Origin of the sequence: Chryseobacterium sp. MDT2-18, from assembly GCF_030815285.1 — a bacterium.
Taxonomy (GTDB): Bacteria; Bacteroidota; Bacteroidia; order Flavobacteriales; family Weeksellaceae; genus Kaistella; species Kaistella salivictor.
In genome coordinates this window covers 126,635-150,732 of sequence record NZ_JAUSWQ010000004.1, presented here as the reverse complement: position 1 = coordinate 150,732, position 24,098 = coordinate 126,635, and the positions used below count along the sequence as shown (strand labels likewise).

The following is a 24,098-nucleotide window of genomic DNA, read 5'->3' as shown; positions in this document are numbered from 1 at the left end:
CCTTTTAATTAGAAGTAAATCTAATGTAATTTATGGAATATTCAAATATTTATGTGTTTGTACCGATGCCTGCCATCTTGGATTTGCCAGGATAAAATCGGTAATTTTCGGATATATTTCATCTCTTTTGCTCCATTCACTTTGAAGATAGAGAACGCAGTTTGCCGAAACTTTCGCTGCCTGTTCTTCCGCAAATTTTAAATCATTATTATTGAAAATAATCATCTTCAACTCATTGGCTTTAACATAAATTGCTGGTTTTGGTAAGCCTGTTTTCTTTGGTGAAAGGGTAATCCAATCAAGCGTCCCACTCATTTCATACGCCCCGGAAGTTTCGATATGAATTTCACAACCAAGTTCTTTCAGTCTGTTGGTTAAGATTTCCAGATTCCACATTAAAGGCTCGCCACCGGTTAAAACGATGGTTTTACAAAAACCCGCTGCAGTTTCTGCAATTTCTACAGTATCCATCAAAGGGTGCAAATTGGGATCCCAGCTTTCTTTCACGTCACACCAGTGACAGCCGACATCGCAGCCTCCCAGTCTGATGAAATAGGCGGCTTTTCCGGTATGGGCGCCTTCGCCCTGTAAAGTGTAAAAATGCTCCATCACGGGGAGCATTTTACCTTGTTCCAATAAAATATTTTCTTCTTTTTTAATCATTATATACTGAGGTTTTATAAGCCAAAATGGTGTTTTTCATCAACATGGCCCGTGTCATAGGACCCACTCCGCCTGGCACGGGAGTGATCCAACTCGCTTTTTCTTTGCAACTTTCAAAATCTACATCGCCCACCAGTTTGTATCCTTTTTCAGATTGATCTTCAACGCGGGTAATTCCTACATCGATGATGATTGCGCCTTCTTTAATCATATCTGCTTTTAAGAAATTGGGATCGCCCAAAGCGGTAATGATAATGTCTGCTTTTTTGGTGAATTCTTCGATATGAGGAGTGTAAGAATGCGTAAGGGTGACCGTAGAATTTCCGGGGAAATCTTTTCTTCCCATCAGGATACTCATCGGTTTTCCTACGATCCTGCTTCTGCCGATTACCACGCAGTGTTTGGCTTTGGTGTCGATATGATATCTTTCTAATAAAGTCAAAATTCCAAATGGAGTTGCGGGTAAAAAGGTGTCCATTTCCAAAGCCATTTTTCCGAAATTTTCCGGGTGGAAGCCATCTACATCTTTCCTTGGATCGATTGCCATGATGATTTTTTCCTGATCAATTTGTTTTGGTAAAGGGAGCTGAACGATAAATCCATCCACCTCTTTCGACTTATTGAGTTCATCGATTTTTTCCAAAAGTTCCGCTTCGGACACCGTGCTTGGAAAATCGATTAGGGAAGATTTGAAACCAACTTCTTTGCAATCTTTGATTTTGTTATTCACATAAGTCATGCTTGCGCCGTTTTTCCCAACCAGAATCGCTACCAAATGTGGCGGACGTCTATTGTGTTGAACAATTTTGTCAACATCCATGCGTATTTCTTCTTTTATTTCTTTGGAGACTTTCAGTCCATCGAGAATTTGTGCCATTTCGTTTTTACTTTAGATTTATTTTAGATTTACTTTTTCTCGTTGAAATATTTGATCAAACCATTTGTAGAGGAATCATGAGTGGTAACAGGTTCATTATTCTTTAATTCAGATAAAATTTTCCCTGCCAAAACTTTCCCTAATTCTACGCCGAACTGGTCAAAACTAAAGATATTCCAAATCACGCCCTGAACAAATATTTTATGTTCATATAAGGCGATCAGCTGTCCCAGTGAAAATGGGGTTAGTTCATTGATAATTAATGAGTTGGTTGGCGTGTTTCCGTGGAAGACTTTGTAGTTGACCAACCTGTGAATTTCTTCTTCCGAAATGCCTGATTTTTCTAATTCTGTTCTTGCTTCTTCTTCGGTTTTTCCGAAAGCTAATGCTTCTGTCTGGGCAAAAAAGTTTGCTAATAATTTTTCCTGATGGTCAGAAACCACATTGCATGATTTTGCATAAGCAATAAAATCAGCCGGAATCAATTCTGTTCCCTGATGAATCAACTGGTAAAAAGCGTGTTGACCGTTGGTGCCTGGTTCTCCCCAAATAATAGGGCCGGTTTCATATTCTACAAATTCACCATTTCTGTCTACACATTTTCCATTACTTTCCATATCTCCCTGTTGAAGATATGCCGCAAAACGATCTAAATATTGAGAGTATGGCAGTATCGCATACGTTCCGGCATCGAAGAAATTACGGTACCAAATTCCGAGAAGTCCCATTAATACCGGAACATTTTCTTTAAAATCTGCGGTTTGAAAATGAATGTCGGTTTCATTCGCTCCCATTAATAGCTGTTCGAAATTTTCGTAACCTACCGAAAGTACGATGCTTAAGCCAATCGCACTCCAGAGTGAATATCTTCCGCCAACCCAGTCCCAGAATTCGAAAATGTTTTCTTCGGCGATCCCGAAATTTTTCACGGCTTCGATATTGGTAGAAAGTGCCACGAAATGTTTCGCAACCTCGTCCTGTTTTCCCGATTTCAAAAACCATGATTTCGCAGATTCTGCATTGGTCATCGTTTCCTGAGTCGTAAAAGTTTTAGAAGCGATGATGAAAAGCGTGGTTTCCGGATCTAAATTTTTCAAAACTTCTGCGATGTGATTTCCATCAACATTCGAAACAAAATGAACATTCAATCTTGTTTTAAAATGCTTTAATGCTGAACAAACCATCACCGGTCCCAAATCTGAGCCGCCGATTCCGATATTCACGACATCGGTAATTTCTTTTCCTGAAAAACCTTTGTGTTCGCCGGAAATAACGTTCCCGGAGAAGTTTTTCATCTGGTCTAAAACTCTTTTGATCGCCGGTTTTATATTTTCTCCATCCACTAAAATCTCTTTGTCTGAAAAATCCCGTAATGCGGTGTGAAGAACTGCCCGTCCTTCGGTCTCATTTATTTTTTCACCGGAAAACATGGCTTCGATTGCGGATTTTAAATCACATTCTGCTGCCAGACTTTGTAAAAGATCAAAGGTTTTCTGATCGATTAAATTTTTAGAAAAATCGAAAAGGTAATCTTCTCTTTTAACCGAAAACTGCTGAAAACGTTCAGGATTATGTCGAAAAAGAGTGCGCAGATCGAAATCGTTTTGAGCAAAATGTTCGTGGAGGTTTTTCCAGGCTGTGGTGTGGGTAGGATTTATTTTGGGTAACATTTGAGAGATTTTAAATTAGAGATTTTAAACTTTGATGTTTTAAAAATAATCGCAAATTTACGGAAAAATAAAACCTCCAAGAAATATAAGGAGAGTAAGGCTTGTGGGTTTCAAAAACTTATTTTGTCTGTAATTAATCTTTTTATAGAAGTAGGTTCTGTCAATCTTTCGCCGCAATCACCGCTTTTTAAAATTTGGATTTAAATCAAGCAAAACTGAGATTTTTGAATTATTTCCTGGAGTTACAAATAATCAATTTTAAAATACAATAGCTTAATAAACAGATTTTTAGACTATTCCTTTTCTTCCAAAGTAATATTTTTAGTTATTTTGTATTTTTTACGCGCTTTTTTTACTTTCGTTTCTTCCCCTAAAACTCTGCCCCAAGGTTCTAAGCCTTCAACTCTTTCGAAAATAATTTTCAAAATTGCTAAAAAAGGAATACTCAAAAACATACCGGAAATCCCCCACAATTCCTCACCGATTAAAAGGCCGATAAAAGTAAACAGGGCATTGATTTTTACTTTTGAACCTACCACCAAAGGCAGGGTTATATTCCCGTCTATCAAATGGATGACTACGTAACCTATCAGGACAAAAAGGATATGAGTTCCACCGGTTGCAAAAGAGATCACACATGCGATTAAACAGGAGAATAGGATGCCGATGTAAGGTATTACATTCAGCAAGCCGCTTAAAACGCCTAAAAGGATGGCATATTTTACTCCTAAAACGGAAAGCAAAATACTCGTTAAACTGCTGACTATAATAATCTGAATAAATAATCCAGAAATATAATTTTTGATGATTTTCTGAATTTCAACAATTCCTTCATTTACTTTCTTAAAATGTTGGCTTTGAAAGATAGATATAATGAACTGGTATAAAACACGCCGGTAATTCAGGATGAAGATGAAAAATAAGGCACTGAAAAGAAAAAACGCCATCGTCGATGAAAACATCGAAACGGTGAAGCCTAAAATGAGTCCTGTAGAAGAAAGCAATTTATCTAATGCCTGATTGATATAGCTCATTTGTTTGGCAAAATTGAGATGGAAAGTTTGGGAAACCCAGATTTGCAATTCATTAAATGACCTTGTAACCTGCTCTTTCAAAATGGGAAAATCATTGACAAAATCGCTTAATTGCGTGGAGAAAAAATAGATTAATCCTGTCAAAAAAAGCAACATGATCAAAAGCGATGAAAAGGTAGAAACTGTTCTTGAGAACTTTAGTTTTCTCTCCAGAAAATTGGCAAAAGGAAGAAATAACAACGCCATTAAAATAGCGAAAAAGAGGGGTGCTAAAACGCCTTTGCCGATTTTGGCCAAATATCCTAAAGCCAAAATACTGATGAGTACCAAGGCTAATTTAGCAATAAAAGGGAGTTTAATATCTTTCATATCACAAAATAACGACAAATTTTCTTTTTTTTATAAAAAAACGCTTCAAAATAAATTGAAGCGTTTTCTGTTTTTCTATTTTTCAATGGCCAGATCAATGACTTCGCTCATTCGCTGTACATAATTGATTTTCAGATTTTTAAGGTAATCTTTTTTGATTTCCTCTACATCCTTTCTATTGGCTTCACAAAGAATGATTTCTTTGATGCCGGCTCTTGCCGCGGCAAGAAGTTTCTCCTTGATTCCGCCCACAGGAAGTACTTTTCCACGCAAGGTAATTTCGCCGGTCATCGCCAAATGTGATTTGACTTTCTTATTCTTAAAACTCGACACAATCGAAGTCAGCATTGCGATTCCGGCAGACGGTCCGTCTTTTGGTGTTGCGCCTTCCGGGACGTGAACGTGAATGTTGTTTTTCTGGATATCTTCTGAAGAAATTCCCAATTCGTCGTGTTTTGCTTTAATATATTCAAGCGCGATCGTGGCAGATTCTTTCATCACATTTCCAAGATTTCCGGTCATGGTCAGGTTTCCTTTTCCTTCACTCAGAATACTTTCGATGAAGAGGATGTCGCCACCAACCTGAGTCCAGGCTAAACCGGTGACAACACCCGGAACTCCGGTAATTTCTGACAGACTTTTAGGACGGGGAACCCCTAAGATTTCGTCCACTTTTTCTATGGTTATTTTCGGATCATATTCTTTTTCCATCGCAGTTTGCAAAGCGACCCATCTCGCAATGGAAGCGATTTGTTTTTCTAAACCACGAACGCCGCTTTCTGAAGTGTGCGCATCGATAATATGTTTCAGTTCCGCGTTGCCAAGTTTGAATGATTTTGCATTTAGACCATTTTCTTCCTGCTGTTTTTTAATGAGATGTCGTTTGGCGATTTCTACTTTTTCTTCTAAAGTATAACCCGCGATTTCGATAATTTCCATTCGGTCAAGAAGTGGTCTTTGAACGGTGGAAAGAGAGTTTGCAGTCGCAATAAACATCACTTTCGATAAGTCGTAACCCATTTCTAGAAAATTATCATAGAACGAATTGTTTTGTTCCGGATCCAAAACTTCTAATAATGCAGAACTTGGATCGCCATGAATTCCCTGTCCGATTTTATCGATTTCATCCAAAACAATTACAGGATTGGAGGTTCCTGCTTTTTTAATGGATTGAAGAATTCGCCCTGCCATCGCACCGATATAGGTTTTGCGGTGGCCACGGATTTCAGATTCGTCATGCAGTCCGCCCAGGGAAACCCGCACATATTTTCTGCCCAAAGCATCTGCAATCGATTTTCCCAATGACGTTTTCCCAACTCCCGGAGGGCCAACTAAACAGAGAATCGGCGATTTCATATTGTTTTTGAGTTTCAGAACCGCCATGTGTTCTAAAATTCTCTTTTTAATATCTTCTAAACCATAATGGGCTTTGTCTAAAACTTTTTCGGCCTTAATAATGTCAAAAACGTCTTTTGAGTATTTTTCCCAAGGTAATTCTGTGAAGAAATCCAGGTAGTTCCTTTGAACGTTATAATCCGGAGAATTCGGATTTTGTCTTTGCAGCCGGTTGATTTCTTTTTTGAAATGTTCCTCAACTTCGTCGTTCCATCTTACTTTTTTGGCTTTTTCCAAAAGTTCATCGACATCAGATTCGGGACCGCCGCCCAATTCATCCTGAATGGTTCTGATTTGTTGATTCAGGAAATACTCCCGTTGCTGTTTGTCGAGGTCTTTGGAAGTTTTATTGTGAATCTGGCTTCGCAGTTCAAGTTTTCGATATTCATCATGCATCAGAGTGTAGCACTTTTCAGCACGGATCATCAGGCTTTTTTCTTCCAGCAATTTCTGCTTTTGATCTGGTGAAAAATTAGCGTTGGAACAAACGAAGTTCAGAAGATCTTCATTATTGGAAATGTTTTTAATCGCGAAATTGGCGCCGTTCGGAATGTTTGGATCGATGTCGATTATTTTGAGTGCCAAGTCTTTTATGTTATCCAATAACGCTTCATACTCTTCTTTTTTCTTGCTGGAAGTGTCTTTGAGTTTGGTTATTTCTGCGGTAAAATACGGTTTTGTTCCGGTGAATTCTTTTATTTTAAATCTTTGGAAACCTCTGGTTATGGCGGTGATATTGCCTTCAGGAAGTTTAATGATCTTAAGGATTTTCGCCAATGTTCCCACTTGAAATAAATCACCGGTGGTAGGATTTTCAATACCGGAATTGTTTTGAGTGAGAATACCTATGAACTCATTGTTTCGCTGTGCTTCTTCTAACAGTTTAATGGACATTTCTCTCCCTGCGGTAATGGGAATAATTACTTTAGGAAACATCACCATGTTCCTTACCGGAAGGATTGGAAATACGGTTTGTTCACTGTTTTCTTCTGTATCCAACATATCGGTAATGTTAATTCCTTCTGATATAATACCGAAAGCGTCGTCTAAAATTTCATCAAAGTTGATGTCTTCAAATTCTGTCATAATATTATGGAATGACAAATTGTCATTTTTTATAAATAATTAAAGGTGATTACCCGTATTTGTCTTATATGTGCGGGTATTAAAAAGGTTTGCATAAATTGACAAGCATTATGCCAAGCAAAAATTTAGACAAAATTACCGCCACTTTACAGACAGTTTTAAATAAGTGTGCAATTTTTTTTCTAATCTGTTAAAAATGTGTATTTTCGCAAACTGATAAAATTATACAAAAAAGATGGCAATTTTAGGACAAATAAGAAACAGACCCTGGCTTTTGATGGGAATTATTGCAGTAGCAATGTTGGCTTTCGTGGTTAATCCGGATAGTCTTGAAAAGTTATTTGGCGCAGAGCCAGGTGTTTACGGTAAAGTAAACGGTGAAGAGATTTCTAAAGAAGATTTCGATGATCAACTTTTTATGCTTCAGCAGCAAGCACAACAGCAAGGCCAGCCTACAAAAGGTTTGGAAGAGCAGGCTTGGCAATTGCTGGTACAGTCTAAACTTATCAAGCAACAGTTTGAAAAAATGGGTTTGACTTTAACAGAAGATATGTTCTGGAATCAACTGCAGTTTGATCCTATGTTTGCACAGAATAAAGAATTGTTTGACGAGAAAGGTAATTTCAAAGTTCAGGAGATCAAAGGTCAGGTAGAGCAAATGAAAGGAACCAACCTTGAAGCATATAATAACTGGTTGAAAACGAGAAAATCGATCGAGTACAGAATGATGGCGAGACAACTTTTCGCTAACGTTACTACCGGGATTACCGCAAGCAAAAAAGAAGCAGAGGAAATCATGAAGCAAAGAGATCAACTTGCAGACATCGATTTTGTAAAAGTGGACTATGCGGAATATGCTAAAAAAAATCCGGTTAAAGTAACGACCAATGATCTGGCTGATTATATCAAGAAACATCCGATCCTGTTCAAGAGAGAGGCGAGTAGAAATTTAGGTCTTGTATATTTTCCGGCTGCACCCAGTGCGCAGGATGATGCAGCTACCGAGGCAGATATCAATAAATTATTTACAGAAGGAAATGACCTGAGCGGAAAAGAAAGTTTTCAAAACACAAAAAACGATTCCATGTTTATTGCTTTGAATTCTGATTTGCCATTTAACCCAAGCTACTTCTCGAAAGATCAGTTGCCGATGCCGATTAGAGACAAGGTTGCAACTGCGAGTGTTGGCGCAACTTTCGGACCTTACAAAGAACAGAATTTCTATGTGGTTTCTAAACTGTTAGATAAAAAACCATCAGATTCTACATTGTCCCGTCATATTTTGGTTAGCTATAAAGGAAATCAGGCAGGCGGAGATGCAACGAGAACCAAAGAGCAGGCTAAGAAATTGGCCGATTCAATTGGTGCTGTTGTGAAAGCGGATCCATCCAAGTTTACAGAATTCTTAAAATATTCTTCCGATCCGGGTTCTGCAGCACAGGGAGGTAGCGTAGGCTGGACTACACCTGCTACACCATTCGTTCCAGAATATTTACATTTCCTGGCGACCAACGGAAAAGGCGCAACTTCGGTTGTAGAAACGCAGTACGGTTACCATATCATCAATATCGAAGATAAGAAATCAGGTGCCATGACTTATAAAGTGGCTAACTTAGTAAAAGCGATTAAAGCTTCTGACAAAACGGAAAATGAAGTCTATACGAAAGCGACCAAATTTATCCAGCAGGTTCAGGGAAAAAGCTTCAATGATTTTGCAAACATTGCGAAGAAAAACAATTATAACTTCTCTAATCCGACAGAAGTTGGAAGATTTCAGGGACAACTTCCTGGCTTAGGAACAGACAAAGATGAGGAAATCATCGCTTGGGCTTTTAATAAGAAAAGAGAAAAAGGAGATACCGATATTTTTACGGTTGATGGAACAGGTGATAAGGTTATTGCTTATGTAAATGGAATCCAGGATGCGGGAACAGCAAATCCGGAAGCGGTAAGAGAGCAAATCGAACCGATTGTGAAAAACAAATTGATGGCCAACCAGATTTCTGATAAAATCAATGCAGCCAAAGCGACAAACTTAGATCAAATCGCGAAACAGTTTGGAGTAGCCAAACAATCTGCCCAGGTAAATATGCTGAACCCACAGGTTAATGGAGCAATGGAGCCTAAGGTTGCCGGAGCCGCATTTGGAGTTGCGAAAAACAAACTTTCTAATCCTGTTGAAGGAATGACTGGAGTATATGTTGTTTTGAAAAAATCCGAAACCACCAATAAACAACCGGGAGACCTAAAGCAAATGACTGAAGCTATTGCAAGACAAAGTTCGCAGCAGTTCGGTCAGGCATTATTGAAAAGCTTACAAGACAACGCAAAAATTAAAGATTATAGAATCGAAATTTATAATAAAGTTTCACAATAGTGATTTTATAAATAAAATAATTGATGAAAGCGACTGTAAAAGGTCGCTTTTTTTTGTTTTCAGTTTTCTTGCTTCTGTCGGCGGTTTATTTAAAATGTATTATATTTGTTCCCTAAAATTTAAAGAAAAGTGAAATTCACAAAAGAAATAAAAGCAGGCCTTATCGCTATTTTAGCAATTATTGGATTCGTATTTTTATTCCAATTTATGAAGGGAAAAAGTCTCTTCACTACCGATAATATCTTTTATGCCAAGTTCGACAATGTTGAGGGGTTAGCGGCTTCTAATCCAGTGTCTATAAACGGTTTGAAAGTTGGTCAGGTTGACAAGATCATTCCTGTTACCGAAAAAGACGGCCGAATTCATTTTGTGGTAAAGGTAATAATTGATGATAATTTTGAGTTTTCCAAAAAATCGACTTTAGAGATTTTTGAACCCGGTTTGATGTCTGGAAAAGAAATGCGGCTGAATCTGCAGTACGGCAGACCTATGGCAAAAGATGGTGATACCCTTTCCGGAAGCTTCCAATTATCGATGATGAACAATATTTCGTCTCAGGTAGGTCCCGTAAAAGACCAGTTACAAACCGTTTTGAAAAGAGTGGATTCATTAACGAATAATGCCAATAAAATTTTTGATGAACAGAACCGTGCAGAAATCCGGGAATTGCTCAATAACTTAAATAGAACCGTTGCGGCATTCGAAGTAACATCCAGACAGACCAATTCACTACTTGCAAACAGCGATCCGCGCATACAAAAAGTGTTGGACAACGCCAATCTTGCCACTTTAAGTGCGAAAGCTGCAATCGATAAATATGGTCGGGTAGCTGATGAAGTTGATGTGAAAAAATTAAATAATACCATTGATAAATTAAGTCTTACTGCAGATAAAATGAATGGTATTATTTCTGGCATACAAAACGGTGAAGGAAGTCTTGGTAAACTCACAAAAGATGAGCAACTTTACGATAACCTAAATCAAACTGCCGAAAACATGAATAAATTGGTAGAAGATTTAAAAGCAAATCCAAAAAGATATTTGAATTTCTCGGTTTTCGGGAAAAATAACAAAGACTAAAACCCTTCAATATGCAGTATATTGACAATATTATTTTCTTCATCGCCCTGGTTGTAGGGTTTGGCCTTTTTTTTAAAAGTTTGAAGGAAATCTACCGCAACATTCAACTCGGTAAAGAAAGCAACCGCTCTGACCAGAAATCGAAACGGTGGGAAACCATGGCAAAAGTAGCTCTCGGTCAAAGTAAAATGGGAAAAAGACCTATTGCCGGATTTTTTCACGTGATCGTTTATGTGGGATTTGTTATTATCAATATCGAGCTGCTCGAAATAATTGTCGATGGGATTTTCGGAACCCACCGGTTTTTAGCAAGTATTTTTGGTGATTCTCTATACGGTGCTTTTACGGCGACTTTAGAAATTTTAGCTTTTCTTGTTATCATTGCGGTGGTCGTTTTTTTTATCAGAAGAAATTTCTACGGGGTCAAAAGATTGACGATGAAGGAGCTTTTTGGTTGGCCGAAACATGATGCAAACTGGATTTTGATTATTGAGTTTGCCTTAATGGTTGCCTTCTTAACCATGAATTCTTCTGACTGGGTTTTGCAGCAAAGACAGGTTCTCGCTGCTCATGGTAGTTTTCCGGTTTCCTCAACTTTATTAGGCCCAATTTTTCAGAACTTTGGTGACGGAGCTTTAATTTTTACAGAAAGAGGAGCGTGGTGGTTTCACTTTATAGGGATTCTATTCTTCATGAATTACCTGTATTATTCGAAACACCTTCATATTATTTTGGCTTTCCCGAATACGTGGTACGCTAATTTAGAACCGAAAGGGAAATTTAATAATTTAGATTCTGTTACCGCAGAAATTAAGTTAATGATGGATCCCAATGCTGATCCCTACGCCGCAACACCAGATGCAGATCCAAACGCAGTTCCCGAAAAATTTGGCGCCAGCGATATCTTCGATTTAAAACAGGTTCAGCTTCTCAACGCCTATTCCTGTACAGAATGTGGAAGATGTACGGCCGTTTGTCCGGCAAATATTACGGGCAAGAAATTGTCTCCACGTAAAATTATGATGGATACCCGTGACCGGATCGAAGAGGTGGGCAGAAACATCAACAAAAATGGAAAATTCGTAGATGACGGTAAGAAGTTATTAGACGACCATATTCAACGAGAAGAAGTTTGGGCGTGTACCACTTGTAACGCTTGTGTAGAAGCCTGTCCGATTCTGATCGATCCGCTTTCTATTATTATCGAGATGCGGAGATTCCTAGTCATGGAGCAATCTGCAGCACCGCAGGAGCTCAATCAGATGATGTCCAATATAGAAAACAACGCCGCTCCATGGCAGTACAATCAGGCTGACCGACTGAAGTGGGCAAGCGAATAACAATGTAATAATGTAGCAGCATAACAATTTATCGGTAAATTGTTATATTGATAAATGGGTAAACTAATTATGGATTTCACTATAAAAACAATGGCAGATTATGCTGCCGAAGGAAAAATGCCAGAGGTTCTATTTTTTGTAGGCTGTATGGGAAGTTTTGATGACCGCGCAAAGAAAGTTACCAAATCATTATGTAAAATTTTGCATAAAGTCGGGGTAGAATTTGCCGTATTGGGTCAGGAAGAATCCTGTAACGGAGATCCTGCCAAGCGTGCCGGTAACGAGTTTATCTTTCAGATGATGGCGCACACCAATATCGAAATCATGAACGGGTATGGCGTAAAGAAAATTGTTACCGCCTGTCCGCACTGTTTTAATATCATTAAAAATGAATATCCGGGATTGGGCGGGAATTATGAAGTTCTTCATCACACTCAATTCTTAAGAAAATTAATGGAAGAAGGTCGCCTGAAAATTGAAGGCGGTATTTTTAAAGGAAAGAAAATCATCTTCCACGATCCGTGTTATCTTGGACGGGGAAACGGCGAATATGAAGCACCAAGACAGCTTTTGCAAAAATTAGATGCAGAACTGGTGGAAATGAAACGTTGTAAATCCAACGGTTTATGCTGTGGAGCAGGCGGCGCTCAGATGTTTAAAGAACCTGAAAAAGGAAATAAAGATATCAACGTTGAAAGAACAGAAGAAGCGTTAGGGGAAAGCCCGAATATTATTGCAACCGGTTGTCCGTTCTGTAATACGATGATGACTGATGGTGTGAAACATTTTAATAATACGGAAGTTTCCGTAAAAGATATCGCCGAGCTTTTAGCAGAAGCCGACGATTTATAATGAGAAAGAACATTCCTTATTTTTTGATGACTGCAGGTGCATTTTTATTGGTGCTTAACCTTTGGTCAGCAGATTTCGATACCGAAAAAATTAATTTTTGGAGTGCGGGAGCAAGTCTTATGATGATCGTTCTAGGATTTATTGAATTAAAAAAGAAGCAGAAAAATGAAAATTGAAGAATCAACCATCGTAGAAACCAATGATTACCGGGTAATTATTTATCCGGCTTCCAGACCTTTTACAGCGAAAGAAAGTAAAGTGATTACCGAGCAATTATATGATTTTTTGGCAACATGGGCAGCACATGGGAAACCATTGTCATCTTCCTTTAAAATTGAGAAAAACCAATTCATCATTATTTGTGTTGACGAAGAGATAGAAGTGGCCTCGGGCTGTTCAATTGACGCTTTAGGCGTTGTGATGAAAAGAATTGATCAGGAATTTCAACTCGGTTTATTTGACCGCATGAAAGCAACTTTTGTGGAAAACGGAGAAATTAAAACCATGAAATTACAGGATTTCCGAAGTGGTTTGAAGAATGGCGAAATCTCAACGGACATCGAAGTATTCGATTTTTCTAAAAATACTTATGTTGCTTTTTTAAGCGATTTCCTATTGCCCCTGAGGAGAAGTTGGGCTGGGACATTCACCGATCTCACGTAAATCTACTCTCAATATTCCTTGGTTTTAAAATAGGTTCCGGATAGGCTAAATATTGGATTTTTCTTATATACATGGCAAAAATACTTTTTTTAACTACGGCCCATAATTATGATGATGACCGAATTTTTTATCATCAGGCAAAGGAATTAAAGTCCCAAGGCCATGAGGTTATGGTAAGTAGTCTGTGCTCTGATTTTCAAGGCGTTATTGAAGGTGTCCTCATTCAGTCATTTGGAATATTGACGCTTTCTAGTAAAGAGAAGACTGAAAAATTCAGGAATATATGCACTAGTTTTTCGCCAGATTGTATTATCTGTTCGGAACCTTTAGCAGTGATTGCTACAAAAGAGTATACGAAATACCGGAAAGCGCCTGTTTTGTATGACATTACCGAGTGGTACCCGTCTAAAAGGATGCTTAAAAATTACTCTTTTTTTGGTAAATTATTTCATTTTATAAAATTCGGCCTCATTCAGTTATATGCTGGTTTTATAAGTTCGGCATTTATTTTCGGCGAACACACGAAGAAGTTTCCTTTGGCCTATCTTTTTCCCCGCAAATTAAAGTTGGTTTTGCCCTATTTTCCGAGCGAAATTTATATTCAAAAAAACATTAAAAAATTAAAAGCCAATGAAATTACACTTTGTTATACTGGCGAAATTTCCAAGGAAAAAGGAATAGATAACTTCTTTAATGCTAGTAGAGCATTACGAAAAAAAAGACCCCTTCTTCAAATTAAAATTCTTATTATTGGCGGAGCAAGATCGGAAGGAGAACAGTTCCATTTTGAAAATTTAGTAAAAATGTATAAATGGGCAAATGTTTCAATTCAGAAACCTACTCCATTTGCAAAGTTTACAGAATCATTTTCGGAAGCAGATATTTGTTTTGACTTACGAACCAGCAATATTGAAAATAATCACTGTTTACCGATAAAGATTTTCTATTACGCCGCTGCCGGTAAACCTGTCATTTACACTGATCTCAAAGCGACGAGAGAATTTGTAAATGTTTCTAAATTCGGGTATTTAGTCAATCCGGAAAATTCAAATTTAATTGCAGATTATATCATTCAGTATATCGAGAATACGGATTTATATGATAAACACGCCGTGGCTGCGCGAAAAGAATATGAAGGGAAATATAATTGGGAAATTATTCGACGTTCTTTTACGGATTTCGTAACGCTTTTTATTCATAAGGATTAAGATGAAACAACTTACAATCGTTCAAACCTTTATTTCCCGATTTTTAATTTTAGTATTAAGTTTTGGTTTGGTTATTTTTTCCACGAACATGTGGGGAACCGAGGGAAAAGGTGTAATTGCAATTCTTATTGCCAATGCGGCAATTGTAGGCTTTTTCAGCAGCGTGTTTTCGGGCAGCAGTATTTCTTATTTTTCCTCGAAATTTAAAACGGAGCAGGTTTTACTCTACGCCTATCTTTGGTCAATCATTGTAGGAGTTGTCGTGCCATTGACTTTTTCTTTAGTTTTTCGGCAGGATGACTATCTTTTGTACTTAATACCTATATCAATATTGTTTTCGCTGCTCTCGGCCAATATCAATTTATTTATTGGCAGAAAAGATATCCGTCGCTTTAATTTATATACGATTTTACAACAGTTGGTCCATTTTTTATTTCTTATAGTTTTGATCTATGTTGTAGGTTTTGAAGATGTTGCAACTTACTTTATTGCCCAGATTTTCTGTTATACGATATTGTTTTTTTTGAGCAGCTTTCAAATATTAAGTAAATCTAAACTTTCAAATTTTACATTTTCTATTGTAATAATTGTAGCAATGTTCAGTTATGGTTGGAAAACACAATTAAGTGCGTTTATTCAATTTTTAAACTACCGGCTTTCATTCTATTTTTTAGAATATTTCCAAGGAATCGCTACCGTTGGAGTGTTCTCTATTGGAGTAGCGTTTTCCGAAGCGATATGGACCCTTAGTAGAAGTCTCGCAGTTATTTTATATGCAGACGTAATTAACAGTAAAAATGAACAGGATTCCATTACAAAAACAAAGTCGTCTCTGAAAATTACGTTATTTGTAACTGTGTTTTTTCTCGCAATCATGCTTTTGGTTCCGGAAAAGGTATATACAGTTATTTTCAGTAAAGATTTTTATCAAACCAAAAAGATTATATTATTGCTGTCACCTGGAATTGTCGCCATCGCAGTAAGCAATATTATAGGGTATTATTTTGCGGGAACCAATCGGTTAGGAATATTAAATGTTAAATCAGTTATAGGATTTTTAATTACTATTTGTTTGTCATTTTATGCTATTCCTAAATGGGGGATATTTGGCGCTTGTTTAGTTACTACAGTTTCTTATTGTGTTTCATCAGGGGTGCTTTTTTGGAAATTTTTTTCGATAACCAATTTTAAAATTCAAGATTATCTCATTTCCAAATCAGATCTCAATCTTTACCTAAGAAAGATAGTAAGAAAGTTATCTTAAATTAAAAATTATCATTTTATGATGACGCTTTTACGAACTTAAAAATAGACTTAAAAACAGGGTTTTGTAAATATAATCTTTGGGAATCTTAGCATTATAATTTTTTTTAGTAAAAGCGAACATACATATTTATTTATCTTTGTATCAATGAAAAATTTGTTTTTTATAACTTTGTTGGTGTTTTTTGCTTTCCTTTCCTGTAGAAATGAGGAGGAACCGGTGCAGAAAATAGATCAGGTCATCAATTTGTACATCGATTCTTTGGGACAGGATATGCTGAATGCGAAAATACCGGGATCTTATATTTCTTCTTCGATGAATGATGTTTATGGACTGACAGATAATGCTCCGGTTTCAGTTTCAATGAAGAAGGATGCAGATACCATTAATTATATTGAATATCTCGCTGGGGCAAAACGAATTGGGATCGATTCCTCTGGAAATTCCAAAACGTATGAGTCCAAAATTGCGTTACAGCTTACGAAGAAAATTAATAATTCCAACCGGATTACCAATGATACCATGACAGTTCAATATCAATCGACACCGGAACTTTTTCAGGTTTCGAAAATCTGGTATAACGGCGTGCTTCAGTTTACTAAAGTTGACGGGCAGCCAAATACCGTGAAAATCGTCAAATAATCACTAAATTTGCAGTTCATTCTTCTACTGTCAGGAAGAAATTCACAGAAATATACATCAATTAGGATATGTTACAAGTTCAGTTTTTGCGCGATAATAAAGAACGCGTTTTAGAAGGTTTACATAAAAGAAATTTCAAACAAACGGAATTGGTCGGTGAGGCGGTTTCTGTAGATGACGAAAGAAAAAAATTGCAGTTCCAACTGGATCAGAATTTAGCAGAAATGAATACCATTTCCAAAGAAATCGGTCTATTAATGAGGGAAGGTAAAAAAGAGGAGGCCGAAGCTGCCAAATCGAAAACTTCGGAATTTAAAGAAAATGCACAAGATCTTCAACAAAAACTGAAAGCTGCTGAAGCACGTCTTTTAGAAATTCTTTATTTAATTCCTAATATTCCTTACGAAAAAGTAGTGGCCGGAAATGGCGCGGATGATAATGAAATTATTTATCAGTCTCATGATGTTGAAGGTTTGGGCGAAGGCGCGATTCCGCATTGGGAATTGGCGAAAAAATATAATATCATCGATTTTGAACTGGGCGTGAAAATCGCAGGTGCAGGTTTCCCTGTTTACTTGGGGAAAGGGGCAAGATTACAGCGGGCTTTGGTTCAGTATTTTTTAGATAAAAATGTAGATGCCGGGTATATGGAAGTGAATCCGCCACACGTGGTGAATGAAGCGTCAGGATACGGAACCGGGCAGTTGCCGGACAAAGAAGGGCAGATGTATTTCATCAATGAAGATAATTTGTACCTGATTCCTACAGCAGAAGTTCCGGTGACGAATATTTACCGTGATGTGATTTTGGATGAAAAGGATCTGCCGATAAAAAACACGGCCTTTTCACAATGTTACCGGAGAGAAGCCGGAAGTTACGGCGCTCATGTTCGCGGTTTGAACAGATTGCATCAATTTGAAAAAGTAGAGATTGTCCGCATTGAAAAACCAGAGAACTCGTATGCTGCTTTAGAAGGAATGGTAGAACATGTGAAATCAATTTTGGTCGATTTAGAATTGCCTTTCAGGATTTTGAGATTGTGCGGAGGCGATACCGGTTTTGCTGCAGCGATGACTTACGATTTTGAAGTCTGGAGTGCTGCTCAGGAAATGTGGTTAGAAGTTTCATCGGTTTCTAATTTTGAAACTTTTCAGGCAAACCGATTGAAATGCAGATATAAAGGTGACGGCAAAACACAGCTGGTTCATACTTTAAATGGTTCTGCGATGGCTTTACCAAGGATTATGGCAGCATTGTTAGAAAATAATCAAACGGAACACGGAATTAAACTTCCGGCGAAAGTTGCAGAATATGCCAAATTTGATTTAATAAATTAGAAGTCTTAAAATCTTTACAATAACTAAAAACCATCGGAATTCCGATGGTTTTTTATTTTTTAAAATCTGCTGTAAGTGTTATTTTAAACTTTATAGAGTTTCTCAAAAATATTAATGACAGCTTTCATGGTTTCCTTTCAAATGGTCAGGAGAATCATTGTGGATGACCTGCATTGCTTCTTTTTTTGGAGAAAGATAAGGAATGCCGACTTCCATACCGCGAAGAATAAAAAGACCTCCTAAAACAATCATCATCACAGGAACGAATTTTAGAATTTTAATTCGGAAAGCGGTAGTCATCAAATTCCCCAGCAGTACTACCATAAACATAAATGGCAATGTTCCTAATCCGAAAAGTCCCATAAATAATGCACTTTGCCAAATTCCACCTGAGACCAAACTCGCAGTTAATGCCATATAAACCATACCGCAAGGCAGAAGTCCATTGAGAAGTCCGGTTGCAAATCTTGAGCGGTAGTCCGCTTTTTGAAGGAGTTTAGATAAATTTAATTTAACTTTTAATAATGAAGTAGTCAGAAAAGGAATTTTTGAGGCGAAATCTTTCCCTCCGAAAGAAAATACCGCCATCAGGATTAACAGGATCCCGACACCAATAGTCAGGTATTGTTGAAATCCGGCCATTTCAAAACCTTGCCCGATAATTCCTAAAATCGCTCCTAAAATAGAGTAGGTGATGATCCTTCCAAACTGATACGTTAAATTTTGGAGATAGAAATTAGTTGCCTGTTTTTTGGTAAGTCCCAGCGATAAAGCAATGGGACCACACATTCCAATACAGTGAAAGCCCGACGCAAATCCCAACCCAAGTGCAGAAATGATAAGTGCTATTTCCATAAAACGTCGTAGTCTACCTGATAAGGTTTTTTATCATGAGACCATTTTATTTTTAGAGTGTATGAACCTTTTGATATGACCTGTTTTGGGACAAGAATTTCATTGTTGGTATCTAAATTAATTTCTTTTTTCACGTCCAGATTGGCATCGTCGGTGCGGAAAAGTTCAAATTTTACATTTTTATTTTCCGGCACGATTTCGGTTGGGAAAGTGATTTTCATTCCTGCCGCCATTTCCTGGTATTTTGGAATTTCAGCCAGATGTTCTGCATTTCTTTTAGCATCGATTACTTCCTGATAAAGCAGTTCGTCACCGTAGTAGTCATTTGAAACTAACTCGGAGGTTTGCTGGCCATAGGTAAACCCAAAAACCATAAACAAAATAAATGCTATAAATGAACCTAATGCGATAATTACGCCGTGTGCCCACGTTAACTTTTTAAACATATTTTTAATTAGAATTGAATTTTAAATGGTCCTTCGAAACTGGTTTCGAAAGAGTCGAGTAATTTTCCTGATGGATCGTAAACGCCGATTTTCACTTTTTGTTTCGACAGTTTTATTTCATTTTCAGGAAAACTTAAGTTCACTGTACCTTTTGTTATTTGATCTTTTTTAAGAAGAATTTTCTCCTCACCACTCAGTGTAATTTTACCGTGTTGCGGTTCGATTACTTTGATGGTCACCATTTGATCTTTTGTAGATTTATTCAGGAAAGTATAATTGTAGATGTTGGTAATATTACCGTCTCTGACAAAGAATGTAGATCCTGCAGGTTTGATGAACTTAGCTTCCAGTGAACCTCTGTTACTTAACAGAAACCCTAAGAAACCCACCATTAATAATAAAACAGCCGTATACGCTTTCATTCTGTTGGTGAATTTGAAAGGAACTTCTTTTTCGATCTCATCTTCAGTTGCATACCGGATAAGACCTTTTGGAAGACCCACTTTTACCATTACCTCGTCGCAGGCATCGATGCAGGCAGTACAGTTGACGCATTCTAATTGCTGACCATCTCTGATGTCGATGCCGGTTGGGCAAACTACGACACATTGGTTACAGTCGATACAGTCTCCTTTTCCTTCTGCGGAACGGTCTTCGCCTTTTCTCCATTTTGAGCGGTTTTCTCCTCTTTTGAAATCGTAGTAAACATTAATGGTTTGTTTATCGATTAATACCCCCTGCAATCTTCCGTATGGACAAACCAATGTACACACCTGCTCTCTGAACCAGGCAAAGGTAAAGTAGAACGCTGCGGTAAAGATGATCATTACTAAAAAGCTTGAGAAGTTCGCGAAAGGGCCTTGCTGCATGATGTTGAAAACTTCTTTATAACCAACGATGTACATGTACATCCAGTGGGTGATAATTAAAGATATTATCAGAAATATAAAATATTTCAATGCACGTTTACCGATTTTTTCGGCATTCCATTCCTGCCGGTCTAATTTCATCTGCTTGTTGCGGTCACCCTCGACAAGATAATCTATTTTACGGAAAATCATTTCCAGGAAAATGGTTTGCGGACAAACCCAGCCACAAAAAATTCTTCCGAAAACTACCGTAAAAAGAATAATAAATACTATCGAGGTAATTGCTCCGAGGGCAAGAATGAAAAAATCCTGCAGGAAAAAGGGTTGACCGAGAATAAAAAATTTACGGTCGAGAATATTTAAAAGTAAAAAAGGATTTCCATTAATTTTAATGAACGGAAGCGCAAAAAAAAGGGCAAGTAAAAAATAGGCCACCAGTGTTCTGTAGTTGGTGTATCTGCCCTGTGGTTTTCTGGGAAAGACCCATTTCCGTTTTCCAGACTGTTCCATGGTACCCACGGAATCTCTGAAAGTTTCGGCTTCAACTACCTGTCCTTGTCCGCCTTTGAAATTGTTATCTTCTGACATTTCTTTCTTAAATTAAAAAAACATAATCCGTTACCTTCTTTTGTTAAAGATAACGAATTATGTTTTCATAGTAATTTTGTTTTTAGTTCTTATTTTTGCCAGTTAGCAGGAGTTCCCTGCGGGGCTGCCCCACCTTCTGATGCCGTAATAGGAGGTTGTTCCTGGTTGATATGGTAAACATAGGCTGCAACATTTTGAATGTCGAAACCGGTAAGTACACCATTTTTGCCCCATGCCTGCATCGCAGTTCCGGCAACTCCGTTTTCTACAACGTGGAAGACATTTTTAAACAATGTTTTTTCCGGTTGGTTGATCCAGGTATTATCTGTTAAGTTCGGACCAATTCCTCCTCTTCCTCCTTCGTTGTGACAGGACACGCAGTTTGTTTTGAAAACTTCTTCACCTGCTGCGATATTGTCTGGAGAATATACTGCATTTTCTATGGTCGGCGGCGGTGTGTTTTTAACATATTCTGCGATGCTCGCGGTCTGCGCTTTATATTCCGCATCATATTCTACATATTGATGTGCAAAATCTGTGGTGAAATAGGAAATCATATAAACCGCACAGTATGCAACTCCAAAATAGAAAAGACCTAACCACCATTTTGGCAACTGATTGTCTAACTCCATAATCCCGTCGAAACCGTGGTCGATAAGGATGTCTTTTTCTTCGGTGGTAGACTGCTTTTTAAAAGCACTTGCATATAATCCTTTGAAATAAGGTACTTTTTTAGCAGTGATGTATTCGCTTTTCTCTGCATCAGTTAATTTTTTGAATTGATCATTTTCGATCAGGTCGCCAATTGCATGCTGAATCATTGCAAGAATTATACTGATTACCACTGTGCCCCAAAAATAGGGAGAAGATAGGAATGCTGATTCCTGCACAAACATATAATACACGACCAATAAAATCGTAAGTATTACGGCAATGTTTACATATACGGGCGTTCTTTGTCTCATAATAGTTTAATTTTTTAAATTAAAGATTTTGATCTTCAATATCATCATCTAAAGGGGCATTTGCTTCTTTATCGTAATGTTTTTTCGGTCGCGAGAAAACATAAAAGATAATACCTAAAAAGAAAATTAAAAATAGGATCATCGATAATGTCTGGTAAAAACCTACATTTTCGCCGTTTGATAAAATGTCTTTTACGCTTTGAGGTATCATTATTTTAGCTCCTTTTTAGATGAATTACTTTATACTTGCGGTTTGAATTTCAGTTGTTTTGATATCAGTTCCAAGTCTCTGCAAATAAGCGATCAATGCAATAATCTCTTTTTTCTCTAATGGAACAAAGTTCGCACCGTCTGCTTTTTTCTTAGCTTCGTAAGCGTTTTTCACGTCTGCTGCTTCCGAGAAGATCTGCTTAACGATGAAACTTGCCTGATTGTCTGCCCATGAATCTGCAGAATCGATTTGTGCTTTGGTATAAGGTACATCGAATGTATTCTTCATCAGCTCGATTTTAGCAACCATTTGGCTTCTGTCTAAATCTCTTGCGATTAACCATGGGTAACGCGGCATAATCGATCCGGCTGAAGTTACTCTTGGGTTCAGCATGTGTTTGTAATGCCACGAACTTGGGTTTTTACCGCCTTCTCTGTGCAAATCCGGTCCGGTTCTTTTTGATCCCCAAAGGAAAGGTCTGTCGTAGATAAATTCACCCGCTTTTGAATACTGACCATTTTTACCGTTGAAGCGTACAACTTCATCACGGAATGGTCGGATCATTTGGGTGTGACAGGAGTTACATCCTTCTCTGATATATAAATCTCTACCTTCTAATTCAAGCGGTGAATAAGGTTTTACCGCTGCGATCGTCGGCACATTTTCTTTAATTAATAAAGTAGGTACAATTTCTACAAAACCACCGATAGCTACCGCAACAAAAGATAATATGGTAAGTAGTGTCGGCATACGCTCTATCCAAAGGTGAAGACCTTCTCCTTCTTTTCTCTGATTTGAAATTTTTGCTAAAGCGGGAGCTTCCGCAGGAACGTTCTTTTGGAATGAACCGTTTCTAACCGTTGCAACAACGTTCACACACATCAGGATAGCTCCGGCAATATAAAGCAAACCACCAACGAATCTCATTTGATAATAAGGGATGATTGCGGTTACAGTATCCAGCCAGTTTTTGTATAGTAATGTTCCGTCCGGATTAAATTGTTTCCACATTAATCCTTGGGTAAATCCTGCAATATATAAAGGAACAGCGTAGAAAATAATTCCTAAAGTTCCCAGCCAGAAATGCCAGTTAGCTAATTTTACAGACCATATTTTTGTTCTCCACATAATTGGAATCAAATAATAGATCATACCGAAAGTCATGAAACCATTCCATCCCAGTGCACCAATGTGAACGTGACCAATTACCCAGTCAGTGTAGTGTCCAATTTTATTTAAAGTTTTTGTTGCTAAAATTGGTCCTTCGAAAGTTGCCATCCCATAACAGGTAATTGCAACGACAAAGAATTTAAGAATTGGGTTTTCCCGAACTTTATCCCACGCTCCACGAAGGGTTAACAAACCGTTCAGCATTCCACCCCAAGATGGTGCGATCAGCATAATCGAGAATCCCGTCGCTAAAGCTTGTGCCCAGCCAGGAATTGCGGTGTACTGCAAGTGGTGAGGACCTGCCCAGATATAAACGAAGATCAATGACCAGAAGTGAATAATCGACAGTTTATAAGAGAAGATCGGTCTGTCGGCAGCTTTTGGCAAGAAATAATACATTAATCCTAAAACAGGCGTGGTCAATACGAACGCTACTGCATTGTGACCATACCACCACTGTACAAGAGCATCTTTAACTCCAGCATAAGCGGAGTAAGATTTCCAGCCTGTAAATGATAAAGGAACTTCTAAGTTGTTGAAAATATGAAGCATCGCAATCGCAACCCATGTCCCCAAATAAAACCAGATGGCAACATACAGGTGACGGACTCTTCTTTTTATAATCGTTGCGAACATGTTGAATCCGAAAACCAACCAGATTACTAAAATCAAAATATCGATTGGCCACTCGTGTTCTGCGTATTCTTTTGAAGTATTGATACCCATTAAAAAAGTAATAACAACGGATACAATCATCAGCTGCCAGCCCCAGAAATGGATCCAGGAAAGGGTGTCGCTGTACATTCTTGTTTTAAGGAGTCGCTGCATAGAGTAGTACGCTCCCGCGAAAAAACCATTACAAACGAATGCAAAAATTACCGCACTGGTATGCAGCATTCTGATACGGCCAAAACCAAGAGCACCGTGGCTGTTGATAAGACCTTGTAGATTTCCACTTCGCAAACTTACAATCGTTGCATCATCTGTTCCGAAAAAGAATTCCGGAAGTTCTGGGTAGAATAACATTAATGCTGCCGTAAGGCCTAATAAAAATCCAACAATACCAAATACTATTGTTGCATAAAGGAAGGCTCGCACAATGTTATTGTCATAACTAAACTTCTGTGTTTCCATATA

20 protein-coding genes are annotated in these 24,098 nt (G+C 37.8%); 9 read left to right on the top strand and 11 right to left on the bottom strand.

Features of this window, described 5'->3' with window-relative positions; all coding sequences use genetic code 11:
* Positions 1 to 30: 30 nt before the first annotated feature.
* From QF004_RS05920 to lon, 5 genes are all read right to left on the bottom strand, one after another.
* Complete coding sequence (locus tag QF004_RS05920) at positions 31 to 663, bottom strand: 7-carboxy-7-deazaguanine synthase QueE (protein WP_307423908.1); 633 nt, start codon at positions 661 to 663, stop codon at positions 31 to 33.
* Entirely contained in the window at positions 656 to 1,540 is an 885-nt protein-coding gene (locus tag QF004_RS05915) for a bifunctional 5,10-methylenetetrahydrofolate dehydrogenase/5,10-methenyltetrahydrofolate cyclohydrolase (RefSeq protein ID WP_307423905.1), read from the bottom strand. The genes QF004_RS05920 and QF004_RS05915 overlap by 8 nt, the downstream gene beginning before the upstream one ends.
* A 29-nt stretch (positions 1,541 to 1,569) precedes the next feature.
* A complete protein-coding gene (pgi, locus tag QF004_RS05910; protein ID WP_307423903.1) occupies positions 1,570 to 3,210 on the bottom strand; it encodes a glucose-6-phosphate isomerase in 1,641 nt (546 codons plus the stop codon).
* Between the two features lie 293 nt (positions 3,211 to 3,503).
* Positions 3,504 to 4,631: an AI-2E family transporter gene (locus QF004_RS05905; protein ID WP_307423899.1), complete on the bottom strand. Its 1,128-nt coding sequence runs from the start codon at positions 4,629 to 4,631 to the stop codon at positions 3,504 to 3,506.
* Positions 4,632 to 4,688: 57 nt separating this feature from the next.
* Entirely contained in the window at positions 4,689 to 7,094 is a 2,406-nt protein-coding gene (gene lon, locus QF004_RS05900) for an endopeptidase La (RefSeq protein ID WP_133439091.1), read from the bottom strand.
* A 235-nt stretch (positions 7,095 to 7,329) separates the two neighbouring features.
* Here lon and QF004_RS05895 point away from each other — a divergent pair, with 235 nt between their 5' ends.
* From QF004_RS05895 to serS, 9 genes are all read left to right on the top strand, one after another.
* The gene (locus QF004_RS05895) at positions 7,330 to 9,471 is read left to right on the top strand and encodes a peptidylprolyl isomerase (RefSeq protein WP_307423896.1); all 2,142 of its coding nucleotides are present in this window, start codon (positions 7,330 to 7,332) and stop codon (positions 9,469 to 9,471) included.
* Between the two features lie 129 nt (positions 9,472 to 9,600).
* Positions 9,601 to 10,551: an MlaD family protein gene (locus tag QF004_RS05890; RefSeq protein WP_133439089.1), complete on the top strand. Its 951-nt coding sequence runs from the start codon at positions 9,601 to 9,603 to the stop codon at positions 10,549 to 10,551.
* A gap of 11 nt (positions 10,552 to 10,562) precedes the next feature.
* On the top strand, positions 10,563 to 11,891 hold the full coding sequence (locus QF004_RS05885; RefSeq protein WP_307423892.1) for a 4Fe-4S dicluster domain-containing protein: 1,329 nt from the start codon (positions 10,563 to 10,565) through the stop codon (positions 11,889 to 11,891).
* 69 nt (positions 11,892 to 11,960) lie between these two features.
* The gene (locus tag QF004_RS05880) at positions 11,961 to 12,743 is read left to right on the top strand and encodes a (Fe-S)-binding protein (protein ID WP_133439087.1); all 783 of its coding nucleotides are present in this window, start codon (positions 11,961 to 11,963) and stop codon (positions 12,741 to 12,743) included.
* Positions 12,744 to 12,908: 165 nt separating this feature from the next.
* Positions 12,909 to 13,406, top strand: a complete 498-nt coding sequence (locus QF004_RS05875; protein ID WP_307423889.1) for a hypothetical protein — start codon at positions 12,909 to 12,911, stop codon at positions 13,404 to 13,406.
* A 71-nt stretch (positions 13,407 to 13,477) separates the two neighbouring features.
* Entirely contained in the window at positions 13,478 to 14,614 is a 1,137-nt protein-coding gene (locus tag QF004_RS05870; RefSeq protein WP_307423887.1) for a glycosyltransferase, read from the top strand.
* 331 nt (positions 14,615 to 14,945) lie between these two features.
* A complete protein-coding gene (locus QF004_RS05865; protein ID WP_307423884.1) occupies positions 14,946 to 15,878 on the top strand; it encodes a lipopolysaccharide biosynthesis protein in 933 nt (310 codons plus the stop codon).
* A 147-nt stretch (positions 15,879 to 16,025) separates the two neighbouring features.
* A complete protein-coding gene (locus QF004_RS05860) occupies positions 16,026 to 16,520 on the top strand; it encodes a hypothetical protein (protein ID WP_133439083.1) in 495 nt (164 codons plus the stop codon).
* Positions 16,521 to 16,588: 68 nt separating this feature from the next.
* The gene (gene serS, locus QF004_RS05855) at positions 16,589 to 17,857 is read left to right on the top strand and encodes a serine--tRNA ligase (RefSeq protein WP_307423879.1); all 1,269 of its coding nucleotides are present in this window, start codon (positions 16,589 to 16,591) and stop codon (positions 17,855 to 17,857) included.
* Between the two features lie 111 nt (positions 17,858 to 17,968).
* Here serS and QF004_RS05850 read toward each other — a convergent pair whose 3' ends face one another.
* The 6 genes from QF004_RS05850 to ccoN form a co-directional block, all read right to left on the bottom strand.
* On the bottom strand, positions 17,969 to 18,712 hold the full coding sequence (locus QF004_RS05850; protein WP_133439081.1) for a sulfite exporter TauE/SafE family protein: 744 nt from the start codon (positions 18,710 to 18,712) through the stop codon (positions 17,969 to 17,971).
* Positions 18,703 to 19,158 (bottom strand): FixH family protein, encoded by a 456-nt coding sequence (locus tag QF004_RS05845; protein ID WP_133439080.1) that lies wholly within the window; start codon positions 19,156 to 19,158, stop codon positions 18,703 to 18,705. Before QF004_RS05845 ends, QF004_RS05850 begins: the two co-directional genes overlap by 10 nt.
* Before the next feature lie 8 nt (positions 19,159 to 19,166).
* Positions 19,167 to 20,615: a cytochrome c oxidase accessory protein CcoG gene (gene ccoG, locus QF004_RS05840; RefSeq protein WP_133439079.1), complete on the bottom strand. Its 1,449-nt coding sequence runs from the start codon at positions 20,613 to 20,615 to the stop codon at positions 19,167 to 19,169.
* Positions 20,616 to 20,704: 89 nt separating this feature from the next.
* Positions 20,705 to 21,580, bottom strand: a complete 876-nt coding sequence (locus QF004_RS05835) for a c-type cytochrome (protein WP_307423875.1) — start codon at positions 21,578 to 21,580, stop codon at positions 20,705 to 20,707.
* 19 nt (positions 21,581 to 21,599) lie between these two features.
* Positions 21,600 to 21,791, bottom strand: a complete 192-nt coding sequence (locus tag QF004_RS05830; protein ID WP_133439077.1) for a cbb3-type cytochrome c oxidase subunit 3 — start codon at positions 21,789 to 21,791, stop codon at positions 21,600 to 21,602.
* 24 nt (positions 21,792 to 21,815) lie between these two features.
* On the bottom strand, positions 21,816 to 24,095 hold the full coding sequence (gene ccoN, locus QF004_RS05825; RefSeq protein ID WP_133439076.1) for a cytochrome-c oxidase, cbb3-type subunit I: 2,280 nt from the start codon (positions 24,093 to 24,095) through the stop codon (positions 21,816 to 21,818).
* Positions 24,096 to 24,098 lie beyond the last annotated feature (3 nt).